The sequence below is a fragment of the Botrimarina hoheduenensis genome (assembly GCF_007859815.1).
GTDB classification, from domain to species: Bacteria; Planctomycetota; Planctomycetia; order Pirellulales; family Lacipirellulaceae; genus Botrimarina; species Botrimarina hoheduenensis.
In genome coordinates this window covers 1-18,208 of the sequence record NZ_SJPH01000012.1, presented here as the reverse complement: position 1 = coordinate 18,208, position 18,208 = coordinate 1, and the positions used below count along the sequence as shown (strand labels likewise).

Annotated in this window: 14 protein-coding genes and 1 pseudogene; 8 read left to right on the top strand and 7 right to left on the bottom strand. The window is 57.0% G+C overall.

Annotation, left to right across the window (positions count from 1 at the left end; genetic code table 11):
• The 5 genes and pseudogenes from Pla111_RS17330 to Pla111_RS16400 all read right to left on the bottom strand — a co-directional run.
• Nucleotides 1-187, bottom strand: a pseudogene (locus Pla111_RS17330) (hypothetical protein); the annotation flags it as partial.
• Nucleotides 184-462: a transposase gene (locus Pla111_RS16415; protein ID WP_146571431.1), complete on the bottom strand. Its 279-nt coding sequence runs from the start codon at nucleotides 460-462 to the stop codon at nucleotides 184-186. The pseudogene Pla111_RS17330 and the gene Pla111_RS16415, both read right to left, overlap by 4 nt.
• A 131-nt stretch (nucleotides 463-593) precedes the next feature.
• Complete coding sequence (locus tag Pla111_RS16410) at nucleotides 594-1,613, bottom strand: DUF429 domain-containing protein (protein ID WP_231931113.1); 1,020 nt, start codon at nucleotides 1,611-1,613, stop codon at nucleotides 594-596.
• Between the two features lie 403 nt (nucleotides 1,614-2,016).
• A complete protein-coding gene (locus tag Pla111_RS16405; RefSeq protein ID WP_146575545.1) occupies nucleotides 2,017-2,595 on the bottom strand; it encodes a hypothetical protein in 579 nt (192 codons plus the stop codon).
• A 1,586-nt stretch (nucleotides 2,596-4,181) separates the two neighbouring features.
• Nucleotides 4,182-4,766, bottom strand: coding sequence for an AsnC family protein (locus Pla111_RS16400; RefSeq protein ID WP_146575544.1), 585 nt, complete (start codon nucleotides 4,764-4,766; stop codon nucleotides 4,182-4,184).
• Between the two features lie 341 nt (nucleotides 4,767-5,107).
• On the opposite strand from Pla111_RS16400, the gene Pla111_RS16395 reads away from it, so the two are divergent.
• Together Pla111_RS16395 and Pla111_RS16390 are read left to right on the top strand one after the other, a co-directional pair.
• Entirely contained in the window at nucleotides 5,108-5,977 is an 870-nt protein-coding gene (locus Pla111_RS16395) for a pyrophosphohydrolase domain-containing protein (RefSeq protein WP_146575543.1), read from the top strand.
• A gap of 101 nt (nucleotides 5,978-6,078) precedes the next feature.
• Nucleotides 6,079-9,516, top strand: coding sequence for a TM0106 family RecB-like putative nuclease (locus tag Pla111_RS16390; RefSeq protein WP_146575542.1), 3,438 nt, complete (start codon nucleotides 6,079-6,081; stop codon nucleotides 9,514-9,516).
• On the opposite strand, the gene Pla111_RS16385 is transcribed toward Pla111_RS16390, so the two are convergent.
• Nucleotides 9,517-10,176 carry an IS630 family transposase gene (locus Pla111_RS16385; RefSeq protein ID WP_231931120.1) on the bottom strand — a complete coding sequence of 220 codons (660 nt, stop codon included), beginning with the start codon at nucleotides 10,174-10,176 and terminating at the stop codon, nucleotides 9,517-9,519. It abuts the gene before it with no gap.
• Complete coding sequence (locus Pla111_RS17545) at nucleotides 10,065-10,469, bottom strand: helix-turn-helix domain-containing protein (protein ID WP_146575540.1); 405 nt, start codon at nucleotides 10,467-10,469, stop codon at nucleotides 10,065-10,067. The genes Pla111_RS16385 and Pla111_RS17545 overlap by 112 nt, the downstream gene beginning before the upstream one ends.
• Nucleotides 10,470-11,357: 888 nt before the next feature.
• Between Pla111_RS17545 and cas6 the strand changes: the two genes are divergently transcribed.
• Genes cas6 through csm5 form a run of 6 tightly spaced genes read left to right on the top strand, consistent with a single transcriptional unit; the run spans nucleotide 11,358 to nucleotide 17,817 of the window.
• The gene (gene cas6, locus Pla111_RS17740) at nucleotides 11,358-11,852 is read left to right on the top strand and encodes a CRISPR system precrRNA processing endoribonuclease RAMP protein Cas6 (RefSeq protein ID WP_146575539.1); all 495 of its coding nucleotides are present in this window, start codon (nucleotides 11,358-11,360) and stop codon (nucleotides 11,850-11,852) included.
• Complete coding sequence (cas10, locus tag Pla111_RS16370; protein WP_197525106.1) at nucleotides 11,849-14,305, top strand: type III-A CRISPR-associated protein Cas10/Csm1; 2,457 nt, start codon at nucleotides 11,849-11,851, stop codon at nucleotides 14,303-14,305. The genes cas6 and cas10 overlap by 4 nt, the downstream gene beginning before the upstream one ends.
• Nucleotides 14,302-14,781, top strand: coding sequence for a type III-A CRISPR-associated protein Csm2 (gene csm2 / locus Pla111_RS16365; protein WP_146575537.1), 480 nt, complete (start codon nucleotides 14,302-14,304; stop codon nucleotides 14,779-14,781). Before cas10 ends, csm2 begins: the two co-directional genes overlap by 4 nt.
• Nucleotides 14,778-15,518: a type III-A CRISPR-associated RAMP protein Csm3 gene (gene csm3, locus Pla111_RS16360; RefSeq protein ID WP_146575536.1), complete on the top strand. Its 741-nt coding sequence runs from the start codon at nucleotides 14,778-14,780 to the stop codon at nucleotides 15,516-15,518. The genes csm2 and csm3 overlap by 4 nt, the downstream gene beginning before the upstream one ends.
• Nucleotides 15,515-16,558 carry a hypothetical protein gene (locus tag Pla111_RS16355; RefSeq protein ID WP_146575535.1) on the top strand — a complete coding sequence of 348 codons (1,044 nt, stop codon included), beginning with the start codon at nucleotides 15,515-15,517 and terminating at the stop codon, nucleotides 16,556-16,558. The genes csm3 and Pla111_RS16355 overlap by 4 nt, the downstream gene beginning before the upstream one ends.
• The gene (gene csm5 / locus Pla111_RS16350; protein ID WP_146575534.1) at nucleotides 16,555-17,817 is read left to right on the top strand and encodes a type III-A CRISPR-associated RAMP protein Csm5; all 1,263 of its coding nucleotides are present in this window, start codon (nucleotides 16,555-16,557) and stop codon (nucleotides 17,815-17,817) included. The genes Pla111_RS16355 and csm5 overlap by 4 nt, the downstream gene beginning before the upstream one ends.
• Nucleotides 17,818-18,208: the final 391 nt, after the last annotated feature.

Sequence of the window (18,208 nt, the reverse complement as noted above, 5' to 3'; positions counted from 1 at the left end):
GACGTTTCTCCGCGATGCTCCGCATCTCCGTGAGCAACTCCGCGTCGAGCGTCTGACGCTTCGACTGGTAACGCTGCGTCGCACGCGGCTGGCCCAGCACGCGGCAGACCCTCCTCTGCGCCGCCTTCTTGGGCCCCAAGAGGCGGCGGACCGAATCGACGGTCCGCCGCTTACACTCGGGGCTCACCAGTTTCCCTTGGCGGCTTCCTTCAAGATCTCCATGTCGAGCGCCTGATTGGCCACCAGCCGCTTCAGCCTCGCGTTCTCCTTCTCCAGCGAACGCATCTGCTTCGCCAGGTCGGGGGCCATGCCCCCGTACTTCTGACGCCAGCGGTAGTAGGTCTGCTCGGTGATCCCGAGCGTCTTGCAGATCTCGGGGACCTTCGCCCCTTTACCAAGAGCCACGTCCGCCTGACGCAGCTTCTCGATGATCTGCTCCGTCGTGTGCCTTGTCCGCTTCATCGAAAGAATCCTCCAAAAACCGGGGACCGCCCGGCACGAGATTCTCTCACTCAGAGTGGCTCTGTTTCAGGGGGGAAGACCAGACACGGTCAACTGCAACGACTGGTTCGCCATAGAGTCGCCGCCGCACCTCAGTAAACGATAGTTGCAGTTCCAAGCACGCGTTCCCAGTCCTCGCGGTCGTAATTGGCCGATTCCCAATGGCCGTCACTGGGAAGGCCGCTTCTTTTTGACACGATGAAGGCATCAAGCCGAACCGCACCCAAGCCCGGCAACTCCGCGGGAGCCGTACTCTCTGCTACCGATATGACTTGATTCGCATATGCTTGCGACCACCTGGCGTTTAAGGCGCCAAAGATATGCTTGTAGGCCCCTGCGTAAGTGAAGATTTGAGCGTTTCCTTCTAGAGCCCGTTTGATGAGGCAATCCCTTAGAGTGGTCGCGCGATCCAGAGATTCTTGATCCGACGCTGCTTGCCGTGAAGAGCTAGTTTTCGGGGCCGTCGGCGTAGGTATGTCGCGCAACGCCGCTTCAATCTTATTCCGCACTCCATTACATATCTCCGGGATAACCATTTGGCCTTCTCGCAGTGTCCCTCCTTCTTCGATCACCAACCCTGAACCGAGACCGGTCACTCTTACTCCGTGGACCTTGTTATCGGCCGCGGCTGCCAGCACGGCACCAACGCAAGCATCGTTCTCGTCATGCGTTGGCAGGCGTGGCAATTTGCTGACGCCAAGGCTTTCAAGGATGATCTTTCGTGCTCGCCGACCCTCTTCCGTGCTTTTCCTCGGGAGTACTCGATTGGCCAGTCGTCGCCAAATATTGCCGGGATAGACCTCGCACACACCGCCAATGAAGTTGTCGGGGCTAACTTTGATTTCAGCTTTGTGGAAAGCCGAAAACAGTTCAATGGATGAACGGATATACCCTCCGAACGGTCGTTTTTTCGCCGGCATGGTGTCTGGTGTTTTGCCGACGGCCCCAGATTCTCGTTCGCAGGCTCGCAGATGGTTGCCGATCGAAGCTAAACCTTGGGGGCCGTCGAGCATGACCGATTTAGCGTCACGGACTTCCTTCATAAGCTGCGATAGATCCAGGGCTTCTTGCGGTTCCGGCCACTCCCATTGCCAAAATGCAGCTTCAAGCAAGTTCTCATCTGTACAAGTGAGCCCGCAAACATCAATGGGCCGTCTGGCCTGTGAGTGCCGATCAGTCAGATCAGCCCCAAGGTAGTGAGCTTGTTGCGTGCTTCGAGTTGATTTCATTGACGCTGACCTTTGGTATGATGCGCGGTGATGGCGAGCAACCATTCTACGGAACTACGCCGTGTAGTACTTAACAAAGGGTATTATATGGTGTGCATCGGTGCAAACGCTCTATTGCTTACTGCCTAACCGTCTCAATCGCTACTGCAAACCGCATCGAGACCGTGGCGGGCTGAGAATTCTATGTATAATTCTTCATACGACAGAGTAGCGCAATACTGACAGGACACAGCTGCAGGGTAAATAGCTCTAATGGAGCTACATTAGTGCCTCTTTTGACTACGTCCTAACGACCCTCAATCTTCCGGCGGAGTTCGATCTTACGCCGCATCTCCCGCTCCTCTTCATTTCTTTTCAGGATCGACCCGAAGGGCCCGCCCTTCATCGCTCCGCCAGTGGCGATCCCACCGATTCCGGTGTATTTGACGAAGCCATAAATGATCGCTGCCACAGCAACGTACGGCGCCGCGTTTCTGGTGAAGTTCATGATGCCTTCGAGGGTTTTCTCTCTATCACTCATGGGCTGTGCGGACAACTGATTGGTCATCTCTTCGGGACTCATGCTGTCTAGGTAGCGGATCTCTTCTAGAAGCATCGTAGACCGTTCGCCAAGCTTTTTATTGACCCTCTGGGCTCTCTCGATCTTCCTGATAATGCGGTCGATGAAAGCCTGCAGCCAGATGACTTGCTCCTTGCTGAGCTTGGGGTTATCAAGATACTTCTCGACTTCGGACGTTAATGTGAAGCCACTCTCGATAACCTTTCGGCAAGCACCAAGTTGCTGTAGGATTCGTGCCGCCTCAAAGTCGATCTCGACACGGCGACGAAGGACCGCATTACTTTCTGGCATCAGGTTTACGGACATTTCTGCCGCCGATCGCTGGTTTACTTGACCGTTTGGAGGTCTCAATCCCGCGTCAAACCGTAGCCTGAACGGTATAGATCGAGACATTCGCCCTTGACCTACGCTGTTTAAGGGTCGTCGTTCATTCTAGATATTTCCTCGGAAGGGGATCTTATCATCGGTATTTCCTCGTCGCTGGCCCCATCATATTGGTATCAGCAAGAGCAGCACACTCATCTCCAGGCAAGTAGCTGCCAAACGTATGGCGACGTGAGAACGTTCAGATACCGAAAACCACGCTCCGAGAATTTCTCAGCCTACTGCAGGCCCCATAAGCGTAACCGACCGGTGTCTGAGCACCACAGCTCTTGCGTGTACTGGGGCCAACAGGGTCTGCTGTAGTAATCCGCATCGCCCCGGCCTCCATAGACGAGGTATTCGGGTTTTCCTTCTGGATTACCGAGTACGCACCGAGCGAAGATCTTGTCTGGATCCTCGAAGTCAGTCCAATTTCCGCCCCAGCCGCGTCCAGGTTGGATTATCGCTACTGCTTTAGGTCGGCCCTTATTTGCTAGATAGAGGGCCTGGAAAGCGGCAACACCGTCAGCACAAAGGTAGAGCAGACTGAACCGGATCGGACCGTGGCTATCGTCTATGTCTTCGTCGCGCTCGAATAGCATCCATCGACAGTACGGTGACTTAGTACGTCGATTAAGGTTCAATTGATCAATGTCGGCAGCGAGCGGAGGAGAGGGTGTCCAGCCATTTGGAATCAACTCCTGCTCTTGAACAGATCGCTGCCCGAGTAGGTGGTAGCCGTTGAAACCTTGTTGCTGAAGTTCACGGTCCAGCTGTTCCTCATCGATACCGTAGTCTACGTAGACAAAACTCTTAAAGATCACGCTGAAATTCCTGACGGGACGACCGTCGAAGCCGGAGCAGGGATAGTACAGAGAACCTGTCAGGACCGATAGAAGCGGAAAAGGATTGTCTGCAATCTGGCTTGGGGTAATGTCGGCAAGCCACGTAGGGACTTCGCTTTGGGGCCCATCTATCACGGAGTGAATCCTAGTATCAATGTATAGGGTTAAATAAATAGATAGCATCTTCCAAATGTCCGCGACACATCTGCTTTCGCTAGGGGATCGATGCGACTAATGGAGCGAGCAAGTTCTTGAATGCAAGATGATTAGGCGTGACCCATATTTTGCTGTGGTCCTGGTTGATTCGAGCTATTACCCGGTGTCTCATGGAATACCAGTAATCGTCGCCTTGGTCATCAAGCTTGATCCAGGATGGGTGTGGATCAAGATAGGGCGGGTAAGCAATAAGTAGCCAGGAGCGGATAGTATCGCCAGTGACATCTACCTGCACACCTTTAAGTCGAATTCGCTTGCACCAGTCATGAATCAGCATCGGTTCCCCAAAGAATTAGTTGTGCAAAAAAAGATAAGTACTTCAAGGAGTTACGCCGTCTTGTACATTCGTCATATGATTGACGTCGGACAGCCTTGGCTGATGAGCGGGTGTTGTTGTTAAAACATTAACTAGTGACAGCACTATTATGCTATTGGTAGCCTTGGGCCGATGGCAGCAGAATAGATTTATCAATCGCTTAGCAGGTTGTGCAGTCGGGGCCAGCAGATCACGCGATGTCCACCCGGGGTGTATCTCACCAGCAAGGCGCCGTGTTCCGGCTCTAGCTTCTTGATCCGCCGCCGTACCGTGTTCTCGCTGAGACCAAGTTTGCCGGCCACGTCACCGATCTTCTGCCAGTCTTTGTCAAGCTTGAAAGCGTACTCTTTGATCGTAAAGGCGCTTGCGTCGAAAGAGCCAATCTTTTTGAACGCGTTTCTTTGATCGCCCTCGTGAATTTTCCCGAAGGTGATCTCAACCCATGGCCTCTTGTTAGCTAAGTCTAGCCAATTACTGACTCGGCTAGAGTCAAAGTTGTTGAACGCCATGACGTACGGGCATACGCCGCGATCTTGAGAAAGATCATACCCGTCACCGACAACGACATCGCGGCATGCGATACGCCCCGTAGCCACCAGAAGGCGGTTGGGTTCTTCGTTGAAGATTTCGAACTCAATTCGCAGCAGGTGAACATTCCGGTTCTCTATCGGCTTGTCCCAGACGTTGAGCAGTCTCGCTGGAGAAGTAGAGCCTTCACGAAACGCATGACGAGCCATGGTCCCTCTAGATAGCGAATGCGATACAGCACAACCTCGACGGCATGAATCTACGCAGGCGCTTGATGACAGGCAAGCTTAGGAGCTTCAAACCTGCCAAAAACCTTGCCCCCCCCGAACGGGGGTCTTAATCTTAGGCGTCCCCGGGGCCAGAAGATGGTAAAGGAAGCCGGTCTGCGCTTTTGCCTCTCTGTACTTCCAGGTTTGTCTCGAGGCTAGTGACCAGTACTCCCCCAAAGCTCCCAAATAGCTTCCATCAAGGTGAAAAAATGCCAGGTGGTGCGTTTACTAGTTACGCAGCTACTGGCGATTCCCGTTTCTCATTTCAATGAAGGAAGCCCATGTCTTTGAACGATGCGTTGGAGGATGTCTCCGAATTCCACATCGCCATCGGGGCGGCCGTTACCCTGTACCCAAGAATGCTCGAAGCTGACTCCTCGCGTGCCGAGCAAGTCGCACAAGCTGTTAGAGCCTGCTGCGTCTTATGCCGCAATCTGATCAATCATGGCGACGATCTTTTTGCACGTGCTGCTATGGAGCTGGAGGAAATGGCTGAGTGGCTCGAAGCCCATGCGCAGCGCGATCTGGAGGCTGCCGCGGACGCTTGGGGAGACCGACTCTACGTGCTGCTAGGGGACGCCGTCGCCGCTGGTTTGCCTGCTGACAAGATCTTTGGGGAAGTGCATCGGTCCAACATGACAAAAGTCCCCCATCTTCGCGCCAAAGATGGTAAGGCAATCAAAGGCGATGCCTTCCGGCGCCCCTACCTCGATGGTCCAGGCAACCTTGGTGCCCCTGTGTTCTCACAAGAGGAACTCGAAGCCGCTTCAAAGAAACGGCGTCCCTGGCGGGTAAGGATTTACCAACCGGTACTAGTGCTGGACGAGCAATCGACTGCGACGCAAGAAGACGACACATTCAATCTGCCACTTGCACAGATAGCAGATGAGCTAGTGGTGGCTGAGGAAGAGCGGCTTGCTGCCTCACAGGTGCTATTCAAGGTAGCGGGGAATTTCCTCGTGACTCCACGAGGTGATTGGCCCCTCCCTACGAGGTCAATCGACATCTTCGAGTGCCCTGAATCGCTCGTCACTCATCTCAAAGCGGTCTCGCTGATGCACTTCAATTACATGCTTGAGACCCCACTGCAGAGCTGGCTTATCGCTGTCGAGCAGTATGAGCCTGGATCTAGCGATGGTCAAGTAGCGTAAGCACTCGCATTGCGGAGGAATCTATTAGTTTCGTCTAGGTGGTGGGGGCGCAGCACAGCCCCGACGGTATCGATCAAATCATTCCTATTGGGGAGCAATCCATGCAGTTCGATGGGCAGAAGCTGATGTTAGCGGCTACTGATCTTGCCAATCATGTAGCGTGTCATCATCTCACCACCCTTAGTCTACAAGCAGCCAAAAGAGAAATAGGCAAGCCGGTACGCAAGGATTTGCACTTGGAGACGTTGGTAGAGCGCGGCCTAGCGCATGAAAGCAGATACATCGAACATCTTAAGGAACAAGGCAAGACGGTACGCGAGCTAGCCAAGGAGGCAGATATTCAGCAGGCGCAGGAGGAGACACAGAAGGCGATGGCCGATGGGGTAGATGTCATCGTGCAGGGCGCCTTGGTTGAAGAGCGATGGTCCGGCCGCCCCGACCTGTTAGTGAAGGTCGAGGGTTCAAGCCGATTCGGCGACTGGTCTTACGAGGTTGCCGACACGAAGCTCTCACTGAACACACGGGTCGGTGCGGTGCTGCAGCTATGCCTGTATTCCGATTTAGTGCGGGGCCTGCAGGGCAAGCTCCCAACCACGATGTCGGTAGTGAAGCCTGGTGAACCTTTCGAAGAAGAACGACTCCGCGTTGACGACTTCATGGCGTATTACCGGATGGTAAGAGAGAAACTCGAAGAGACCGTCGTGCAATCGAACGTCACGGCTACCTATCCGGAGCCAGTGTCGCACTGCGATATCTGCAACTGGCGAACTGTCTGCGAGAAGCGTCGCCGTCAGGATGATCACCTAACTCTAGTGGCGGGCATCGGCAAACAGCAGATCGCCGAACTTTATCGCCAAGGAACGAGAACTCTGAGGAAGTTCGCCGAATCGACTAAACCGCTGCCCGAACCTCCGCAGAAGGGGTCAGAGGCCACGTTCGTAAAGTTACAACTTCAGGCCAAGATCCAATATCGGGCACGCCGTGAAGGATCGTTAAAGTACGAGCTCTTGGACCTCGAAGAAAAGCGGGGGCTCTTGGCCCTGCCCGAACCGGATGTGGGCGATATCTTCTTCGATATCGAAGGCGACCCGCATGTAGGAAATAGTGGGCTTGAGTACCTGCTTGGTTACGTAGTGCGCGACGGTGGGGGAGTGTCCGAGTACAAGGGAGGGTGGAGTCTTACCAGCGCTGCCGAAAAGAAAACTTTCGAGGAGTTCATCGACTTCGTGATGGATCGCTGGGAGCGTTTCCCTGGCATGCATGTCTACCACTACGCCCACTACGAGCCTTCAGCGATGAAGCGACTCGCGATGCAGCACGCTACCCGCGAGGAAGAGGTCGATCGGCTGCTTCGCGGACAGCGGTTTATCGACCTGTACGCCGTTGTGCTTCAGGGACTTCGAGCGAGTGTGGAGAGCTACTCAATCAAGAAGCTTGAGCCTTTCTACGATTTCCAACGAGCGGCTGAGCTTGAAGACGCTCGATACGGTCTGCATCGCGTCGAGCGGGCGCTAGAACTGGGACTCCCAGGCGAGATCTGCGATACAGACAGTAAGACGGTCTCGGACTACAACAGGGACGACTGCCTATCGACGCTCGTCCTGCGGGACTGGCTCGAGGGCCTGCGCGCGGAGTTGATTGATGCCGGAAATGAGATGCCGCGTCCCGAGCTGCTTAACGGAGAGGCGAGCGCGGCAGTGGAGCAGCAAGGCAACGAGGTAAGTCAGGTCTTCGACGCACTCGTAAGTGGGATCCCAGAAGAGAACCGAAATCGGGACCAGAGCGCCCGCTGGCTGCTCGCTCACCTTTTGGACTACTTCCGCCGAGAAGACAAATGCGTGTGGTGGGAGTACTTCCGCCTGCGAAACCTTGAGCCAGATGAGGTCTTGTCCGAACAAGCCTGTGTCGGTGGACTGCAATTCGTGACCGAAACGCCGCGCGAAAGAGGAGGAAGGGTCCCAACGCACCGCTACAGCTTCCCTCCTCAGGAAGCGAGACTCGAGCCAGGAGACGAGCTGATCGAGGTTAACGGCGAGATGCTCGGGACCGTCGCGGCGTTCGACCTCGACGCCGGCATTCTCGATATTAAGAAAACGCAAGCGACTATCGAAGTACACCCAACAGAGGTGTTCAGCTTCAGGAGAGTGCGTCCCAAGCCCCTTCCTGAATCGCTCCTCGATTTCGCGCGTTCTGTTGTTCAAGACATCGACTCTCCAAACCACAAAGCTCGGTATGAGCTGCTCTCGAAGCAGCCCCCTAGCCTCAAATCGCTGCAACTACCACTTGATGGAGACATACTGAAGGCCGCTGTCGAGCTGGCGTTCGACTTAGACAACAGCGTCTTGGCGATCCAAGGTCCACCCGGCGCCGGCAAGACCTACCTCGGTAGCCATATGATCGCGGAGCTTGCCGCGAAAGGCTATCGCGTTGGCGTGTCAGCGGTAAGTAATAAGGTGATCACGAACCTCTTGAGCGCTGTGGCGGAGAGTGACGAAAAAGTTGCTCTTGCCCAACGCATCCTCCACCCACCAGATGACTTCCCACTGAACATTGAAGTCTTGGACGGCACGGATAAGGTCGCAGCCGCTTTGGGGCAAAATAGAGTCGTTGGGGGTACCGCCTGGGTGTGGTCCAACGAAGATTTAGAGCAGGAGTTAGACTATCTGTTCATCGATGAGGCTGGACAGATGTCGCTAGCGATGGCCTTGGCGGCCGCACGGGCGACGAAGAACATTATCCTGCTGGGCGACCCGCAGCAACTCGAGCAACCGCAACGCGGAAGCCATCCGGAAGGGGCCGAGGTCGCGGCACTGAACCACCTGCTAGACGGGCGAGATACGCTTGCCGAAGACCGTGGGCTATTTGTGCCGCAGACTTGGCGACTACCTCCTTCCATCTGCCGGTTCACATCGGAGCAGTACTACGAGGGACGGCTCATTAGCCGCGAAGGGCTTGAGCGTCAAGCACTATGCGGCGGATCGCAGCTCCCCGAATCAGGATTGGCGTTTCTGCCGGTGATCCACGAGGGCAATCAGAACGACAGCCCGGAGGAAGTCGTGGCGATTGCATCACTCTTCACGCGCCTCGTTGACGGTACGCACAGCTGGCGCAACGCCGCAAACCAGGCGATGCCGCTGACGCTCGCCGATGTTCTCGTGGTGGCTCCCTACAACGCCCAGGTGGCCTTGCTTCGAAGAAGGCTTCCCCGTGGAGCAAGGGTCGGGACCGTCGATAAGTTCCAGGGACTAGAAGCGGCGGTAGTGATCTACTCGTTGACCAGTTCCTCAATCGCCGACGCGCCGCGCGGCATGGACTTTCTCTACAGCCCTAATCGCATGAACGTGGCCACCAGCCGCGCTAGATGCTTGGCAATCCTTGTCGGGGCGCCCGCGCTCTTCTCGCCGGAGTGCGACACGCTAAAGCAAGCTTATCTCGCGAATGGATTCTGTCGTTTCCGTGAACTGGCTTGGGCTGTTAACCCGAGCTTCGATTTCGTACCCCTAGCAACTCCAGAAACAGACATCACTTCTGCTTCCTAATTAGAGCGTTTTGCTCTTTGGAGGAACGCGGTAGCCGGAGTTGGCGAAGTAGTTTTGGCAGTGGGTTGGAGTGACGCGACGCAGGGCGTCTCCGATCGCCACCACGAGTTGATCGAAGGTAGGCGGCGACTTCTTTCGTAACCAGCTCTTCGCTTGGGACCACGCCTGCTCGATCGGGTTGAAGTCGGGCGAGTAGGGAGGCAGGAACCAAGCCCGGGCCCCGACCACTTGAAGGGCCTCTTCGACGCCCTTCACTTTGTGGACCGCCAGGTTGTCCATTACGACCAGGTCGCCCGGCTTGAGCTGCGGGGCCAAGAACTCTTCGATGAAGCCGAGGAACGTGATCGAGTTAATCGCCTTCTTGGTCACCATCGCCGTGATGACGCCGCCCAGGCCGATCGCCGCGGTCATCGTGTGCGTCTGCCAGTGGCCGCCCGAGGCCCGGTCCACGACCCGCCAGCCCTTCGCGCTGCGGCCGTAGAGCCGCTTCATGCCGACCCGCACGCCGCTCTCGTCGAGGAAGATCAGCCGACGCGGATCGGTCCGTTTCACGCGGCGGGCCCAACGCGCGCGTTCTTCCGCGACATCTTCGCGGGACTGCTCGCTAGCTTGGAAAGACTTCTTTTGAAAGACAACCCGGCCTTCTTCAGCTCTCGCCAGACGGTCGTCTGGCAGCACCGCAGTTGCAGCCGGGCCTTCATCTCATCGAGCGTCAGGTCCGGCTCGTGACCGGCCAACTCGATCAATCGATCGCGTTGCTTGTCGTTCAGCACCGGCTTGCGGCCCTGCGTGCGGGGGCGTGGCTCGATCGTGCCGTACCGACGGTGCAGCAACGCCAGCTTCCGAACGAACGCAGCGCTCACCCCGAACCGTTCGGCTACCAGTGGGCTGCTCAGCCCCGACTGATACGCCTGAAATACCCGCTCTCGCAGGTCCGATGAGTACGCCGCCATGATCGATCTCCTGTCTGTGAAGACCGTGTCCTAACCCAACAACGACGTTATCTCAAAGAGCAAACCGCTCTAGAAGCGAGAGTCAACGCTGCAAAGGCTCTCCCGGTGCGAGCGCCTGGCCTACGGCGCGGCCGGATGACCTTCATCCATCCTCAAGTTCTCCACTTCGTTCTGACGTCTCTCAAGGTCTAGAAGCATTGCAGGTTAGGGCAACTTGGCAAACTGACTCGTAGTCCATGAGGGCGTTGCCTGCCAGTTCATGGTGGCGGATAGCGCACTCGACTCCGTCTCACCTCGGAGCGGGTATAGTCCAAGCATTATTATCAAAATCAAAAAATCTTCGGGAAAAAATACTTACCGAAATCACGCTCTGACCAGCAAGAAAAAAATATCGCGAACCTCGGAGTCGGTATAGACTCCTTCCCATTCATCGTTTCTTGAGTTGATCGGGTTGAGGAGACGATCTTGCTTCGCTACGTCGATATCGTTGTCCAGGCAGAGCTCGTAGAAGCTGAACGGCGTGACCTGCCACCGTACCTGGGAGCTACTCTACGAGGCGCCTTCGGCCACCTTCTCAAGCAGACGGTTTGTCAAGTACGGCATACTCCCTGTGAAGAATGCTTCTTGCAAAAGGTTTGCCCCTATCCAACTCTCTTCGAAGGCGTCCGACCGCTGAGTGCGGAGTCTCCCTTTCGAGGACGATCGCGGGTAGCCCAACCCTTCGTACTGCTCGTGCCGCCCGCCATTGATCTCGCTCCCTGCGATCGAACACTGTCTTGGGGCGTCCGGCTATTCGGTAATTCCTGCCGCTTGTGGCCGTATGTCGTGCACGTCTTTCGTCAAGCAGGAGAACGCGGCATCGGCACGAAAAGAGTTCGCTACAACATCATGAAGGTAACGGATGATTCGGGTCAGGAGATCAGTAGCCAAACTGACCACAGCAGCCCGCGAATCCACGCAGTTGGAGAGAAGCTGCCGAGCACGGCTGATCAGATACTTTTTCGTTTCATTACTCCATTGAGACTTGCCAAGAATAATCGCGGTACGGGATCTTCACTGAACCCGCTGGAGTTCGTTCTTGCTGGTAGGAGAAGATATGCTGAAATTGTAGCCCTCTATGGCGACGCTCAGCCGATCCCGTGTTCCCTGCACAGAGTCGAAGAGCATGACTTTGAAGTATTGGAATCAAACCTTCACCGCTGGGGCTTCAATCGCTATTCAGGTCGCCAAAAGCGAACCATGACTCTGGCGGGCCTAGTCGGAGAAGCTGTCATCAGGGGCCCGTGGGATTCCGTAGGCCCTTGGCTCGAAGCCGCTCCAGCAACGCACTTAGGAAAATCAACGTCCTTCGGATTTGGAAGAGTTGAATGGAACCCTGTATGAAGTTGTCCGCCCCGCCTAAAGCGGAGTCACATAAGAAAGCACACTGGGTCGCGATTGCCGGCCTGCTTCACGATATCGGCAAGTTATCGGCCGCCGCCAAGATGCCGATTCCCCAGTCGTATCGGGAGGCGAATGAGGCGCTAGTCTGCCCACTCCTTCCCGACGGACGAAGCCACAGCCACGCGCATGCTCTGCATACTGCTTGGCTGCTCGACGAGACCGAATTCTTTGTTGAAGGATTGTCTCAAGCCGAGCTAGTGAAGCTTGCCGCTAATCACCATAAGCCCGATGGAGATAGCTTAGATCAAAATATCGTCACACGCGCCGACCGACTGGCTAGCGGTCACGACCGCAACGAAGTCGCTTCGGAGGATCGCGATATCGGTGAGGGACTCTATGCTCCGCTTGGACTCCTGCGCTGGCCATCCGATACGGCGGTAACGTCTGATGGCGTCTCTCAAGGATTATCTGCAGTAAGTCTTGAACGGTGGGAAGAGTATCTGCCTGTTGCGAGTCGTGATGCCGCATCTTACCGCGTGGGGTGCGACAAACTGACGAAAGACCTCATGCAAGACCTGCGCGAACTCAGATTAGAAGCTGCCGAGTCCTGCGACAGACGCGTCGATCAGCTCTTGCTCGTTTTGCAACGCCGAATGCACGCTGTGCCGGCATCCCGCGCTAGGAATAACGAACCAGACGTAACTCTCTTCGATCACTCAAGGCTCGTTGGAGCTTTCGCAGCTTGCCTAGCAGTCCTGCATGAAGGCGAAGCGAAAGACCCGCATCAGCTAAAAGGTCGATATCGCCTCGTGGAAATAGCCGTTGGAGGTATCCAGCGCTTCATATCGGGCTCTTCGGCGCCCCAACTTGACGAAGACGACGAAGCCAGCAGCGCTGCTTCAAGCAAAGGTCTGGCAAAGCGATTGCGTGCAAGATCCTTCTTCGTTGGCTTGATCAGCTGGCTTGCCGCCAGGCGTGTGCTCAGCGCTTGCGGTCTGCCGGCGACCAATCTGATACACGATGTCGGTGGGAGGGCATTGCTGCTTCTGCCAAGCAGTCCTTTGATTATGAGCCGCCTCGATCAAGCAATCGCCTACATACGAGATTGGTTCTGGCTAGAGCTAGGGAACTCCCTGCGACTGGATATCGCTGTTTCCGAAGAGTTATCTGACGATGCTTTTTCCCGGAAACAAATGCCTGCAACCCTTCGCGCCCTCGATGATCGTTTGGCAGCCGCTCGATACGCGAATCCCTATTCGGCAAGAATTAGCCACGGAGATTGGCAAGAGACGGGATACGTATCTGATCGAGAAGGTTTGCCCACCGATCGCAAAGCATTTCTCGATCGTCTACGTGATCTTGGAGGCCGATTGCCTAAAGCCCGTTCTTTCTGGCTAATTGACAGTCCTGCTGGTGAGGCCGCTTCATCTGCCGAAATCGACATTCTTGGCTTTCGCGTAAGCCTGCATGAAGAGCAACAGCGTTCTCTGGCGCAAGCTTTCGCGTTCAGCCCTGAAGCGGCGCGATCGGGCGAGGGGCTCTACCTGACCGCTACCAGATTACCTTTACACAGTAAACAATCAGCACAGCTACTTGCCGATTACAGCCTTGATACAGCGGAGCTCAACGAGCCCCTTACTTTCTCAGAGCTAGCGCGTTTATCCACAGACGATCAGGGGCAAAGCATCGCGCAACCGATGCTCGGGGTGCTTAAAGCCGACGTCGATCATCTCGGCATGTTGTTCGGCTACGGTCTGGGGGAGGGGGTGTCTTTCGGACGGTACGCCGGCGCTGCGCGCTATTTGGATACGTTCTTCAAAGGCTTTCTGATGGATCGCCTGGAAAAGCAGTACCCTTTCATCTACACGGTTTTTGCGGGTGGCGACGACCTGTTTCTCGTGGGCCCATGGTACGACATGGCGCGCCTAGCCGCGCAAATCAATACGTGGTTCAGGCAAGCGGCTGCTGGTAATCCCTGCGTGACGTTATCTGCGGGACTTGTCTTTTCCAAACCAACGACGCCCATTGCGCGCTTGACCGAAGCCGCTGAGGAATCCGAGAAGCTCGCGAAGAACTCTGGCCGGAATCGGATCGCTTTTGGCAGTGTTTCGCTATCGTGGCAAGCCTACAGCGAAGCCATCGATTTGCAGCGTGTCATCTTCGCTGCAGCAGGGGGCGGCGAAGCCACAACCTCGCAGAAGAGCTCGCTGATCTATCGCCTGCTGCAGTACAGCCGCCAAGCGATCGAATCCGACACCCCGTCCGAGGGCGCGCAAGGGCCCACGCTCAAGTGGCGTAGTCAGATGAGCTACGACCTCGCGCGGAATCTCTCTCCGAAGGAGTTTCCACAGCTACACGAAGCGTTATCTCAGGTGCTTACGTCCCGTGACGCTCGCCGTTTGTATGTCGCGGCGTCGCTTACCCTTTATCGATTGCGAGGATTCAAGTCATGAGTCGCCCGTACCATCAACAAGGTGGTCACCGCGGCGGGGCTCCAACGAGCCCTCCCCCTAAGGTCACCGCCCTCTTTGATCCCAGTAAACCAGATCGAGAACTCTACGATTCGCTTGCCGAGCAGCAAGCCGACAGCATCTCAGGCGAAGTCAACAGTAGCCAATTGCGTCGCTACTTCGGCGAACTCAAAGGGCTCTACAACCAGTATCGAGCGATCACCGCTGGAGCGGACGACCCAACCCGGCAGCAGCGCTACGCCGATCGGATCGAGCCGCGCTTCAAGATGCTCCGCAGCAAGATCGCTTACGGAAGACGCCAATCAGGGCGACAAGCCGAGGCGCTCAAGATGTTCTGCGGCTTTCTCGACGATGGCATCCAGAAAGTCAACGACGCCACCCAGTTCGAACGGTTCGTGCTGCACGTCGAGGCGGTCGTCGGTTTCATGTACGGCAATGGAAAGGTCAGCAAATCATGAAGGTCAATCAGCTTGTCGATGTGATCCGGGTTGCGGGAACGATCACCGTCGAAACAGGGCTGCACATCGGCGGCAGTCAAGATGTCATGGAAATCTCCGGTCTTGATAACCCCATCATCAAGAATCCGGTCAACGCCGAACCCTATATCCCGGGCAGCAGTCTCAAGGGACGCATGCGGAGCCTCGCCGAGTGGCATTACGGAGAGCTCCCCACAGACGGCGAAGTCACTAAGCCTGACCTGCGAGAGGAAGCCGTTGTGCACAAAGTGTTCGGCGTTCCTGCCAGCAAGGCCGACGAGCCAGCTTATCGTCGTGGCCCTACGCGGCTGATCGTCCGCGATGCGCCTCTCGCTGAAAAGTCGCGCACCGAGTTTGTTCAGTTCGGCCGTCCGCTGGTCGAAGTCAAGAGCGAGAACTCGATCAACCGCCTTAGCAGCATGGCCAATCCTCGGCCCATCGAGCGCGTGTTGCCCGGGGTCGAGTTTGATCTGGAGCTTCTGTTCCGGGTGTTCGATATCGATGGAGATAATGGCGCCGCCGACCGCAAGTTGTTCGACGAAGTCGTCTTGCTCGCACTCGCACTGGTCCAAGCCGACGCGCTCGGCGGCGGTGGCAGCCGCGGCTGTGGCAAAGTGCGCTTTAAGCTGCAAAAGTCGGACAAGACCGGCTCGGGGCCGCTGACGCTTCCCAATCTTTTCGGCGACAATCATGAAGAGCAGGGAGGGAATGCAGCGTGATAGCGTTGTATCGCATCGAACTCCGGCTGCGCTCAGCGCTTGGCACTCCGCTCTCAGCCGATACGCTGTGGGGCCACATCGCCTGGGGCATCCGGTATCGCGAAGGGGAAGAAGCTCTAGCGGCGTGGCTCGCGCGGCATGAATTGCCTGAGCCTCCCCTGATACTCAGCGACCCCATGCCGAGGGGGTATTGGCCGCGACCGGCAGTTCCCCCTCCACCACGCCCGTCCACGGCGCCCAGCGCTGCGGAAGCGCAGCTTCGCAAACAGCTCGCAGCGATTGAATGGCTTCCCGAAGATGTCTGGCTTGCCTTGGCCGAGGGACTCTCTAGCAACAAACTGTTCGCGGCGGTCAAAGCCGCACTTCACAAGCAACCGGTGCGCTCCGTTATCGCTCCGCAGACGCACGCCGGCGTGAATCGTTTGACAGGGGGCACCACCGCCGAAGACGGCGGCACCTTGTTCGCTACCGAGAGGCGTTTCTTTAATGCCGGAGCAATCGGCGAATCGCCGCGCTATGTCGTCTGGGCCTACAGCCCTGCCGAATCAACGCTCGTGCAGCGCTGGTTCGAGGATGGCCTGATCGGGGGCTACGGGCGCGATGGCGCTAATGGCGCCGGGTGGATCGAAGTGCTCGAGGTCTCGACAGCCGCGTTGCCAGAGGTCCCCAACGCGAACGCCGTCGTCACCCTGGCTCCTTTCACCCCCAAGCCGGGCGATCCTATCGGCGGATTTTTTCGCGCCGGTGTCCGCTGCGGTCGGCTCGGCGGAGACTTTGCGATCGGACCCACTCCCGATGGTTCTTCCCTCCGCCAAAAACGTCCCGTCGCCTCGTTCCTCACGGGGACCCTGCTCGCCTGCCCGCCGCAGGACTATCCCGCAGGCCCCCCCTCAACGGTCGGGCGCATCCTCGCCGGCGTGCACCGCTACGCCGACATTCGTCAGTACGCCGCCGCCGTGACGCTCCCCTGTCGACTCGAAGACGGCCTCGCCGATCATCCACTGCTCAATCCCGCTTCGCAGCAGGAGCACGCCCAATGAACGGGTATCCTTCCCTTAGCTATCCCATTCAACTCACCCCCCTGACGCCCGTACACATCGGCTCGGGAGAGTTGATGTCCGCCATCGACTATCGCTATCTCGACGACGAAGCCGGCGGCGGGCCACGCCTCGCGGCGCTCGATCTCGACCGTTTCTTCGGCGAGCAGAACCTGCGCGCGTTTCTCGAATCGATCTTCGGCGCTGCTCCGCCACGCATTACCGAGGCTCCCGCGCTTGCAAATTACCCCAAGACGCAAGCCGGTCGGGCACAGTGGGCATTGGACAATGTCGCCTACAAGAAACAGTCCGCCACGGGCACCGCTTCGGCCCATCCGGTCGACCAATTGCTCGCCGGCGACGGACTGGCCGAATGGCTCAGCGAACATCTCCCCGCCGAGTATCTCCGGCCGCCTATCTTTGTCGAAAGCCAATCGGCTGACGATCTGCGGCAGGCCCTGCAGGACTCGGCCAGGGGAGAAATCCATCTCCTCCCGCGCAACACCGCCACCGGCACGCCGTATCTCCCCGGATCTAGCCTCAAAGGCGCTCTGCGTACGCCAATTGTCGCCCAAGCCCTACAGGGAACAACCAATCATCACCAGCTCCAGGAGGCGCAGCAAAGAGAAAAGGGCCGCAGCCGAGTTTCTCAGCGATTCGAGGCCGCCGCGTTAGGGCACGCCAATCAGCACGGCGCCCCCGATCTGCTCCGCGATCCGTTTCGCCAGGTGCGCCTTTCCGACCTCACCTGCAAACAGCTTCGCACCGAGGTCCGTCGTCTGCAGATCGTTCGGCGGATGGGTTCGACGTGCGGCGACTCCGACCCCAGCAAGATCCATTTGTGGCGCGAGTGCTACGTCGGCATGCTCGAAGGGCATCAGCCAGTCTGGCGCGGCGAACTGCGGCTGGCGCCCCACCTGGCGGATCCGCGCGTGACCCCCATGCAACGGCATCGGCTCCCCCGGCTTATCGATCGCCAAGCCTTGCTCGACGCTTGCAACGAGTTCTATCGGCCTTTACTTGTCGAAGAGCTTGCACGTTTCCGCTGTGATCCGGACGTTGCCGAGGGTCTTCAAGCGACTGCGGCCAGTTTAACCGATCAGCAATGTCTGATTCGGCTGGGGCGTCACAGTCACTTTGAGTGTGTAACGGTAGGCTCCCGTTGGTCGGAACCCTACTCGAATCGAGGGGCGGGAAACACACGGACCTATGCGGGGGGAACCGTTCCGCTGGGTTGGTGTGTGCTGCAAATCGGGCGCTGATGCCGACTTGGATGGAAGTTCGAGGTAACGGACTTCCCTTAACTGCTCTTTGACAATAGACTTATGCTACTTGGTTCTGATCGTGGTGCGGCTCCATCGCGACATGCCTGGCGAGGTAACGGAAATCGGCTTCGTAACCCTAGTCGGGTGTTGAGCTTCGGTCGCCCGCGGTTAGAACCCATCCCTGTTTGAGAAGGGATTGAGACTGCCGCGATGGTGTCCATGACAAACTCGCTGAAGGTTAGAACCCATCCCTGTTTGAGAAGGGATTGAGACAGCCCGCTAGGCGTTTCATCGTGCGCCCCGTAGCCGTGGTTAGAACCCATCCCTGTTTGAGAAGGGATTGAGACCAGCGGTGACCGTTATCATACTTCACGCGGCCAAAGCTAGT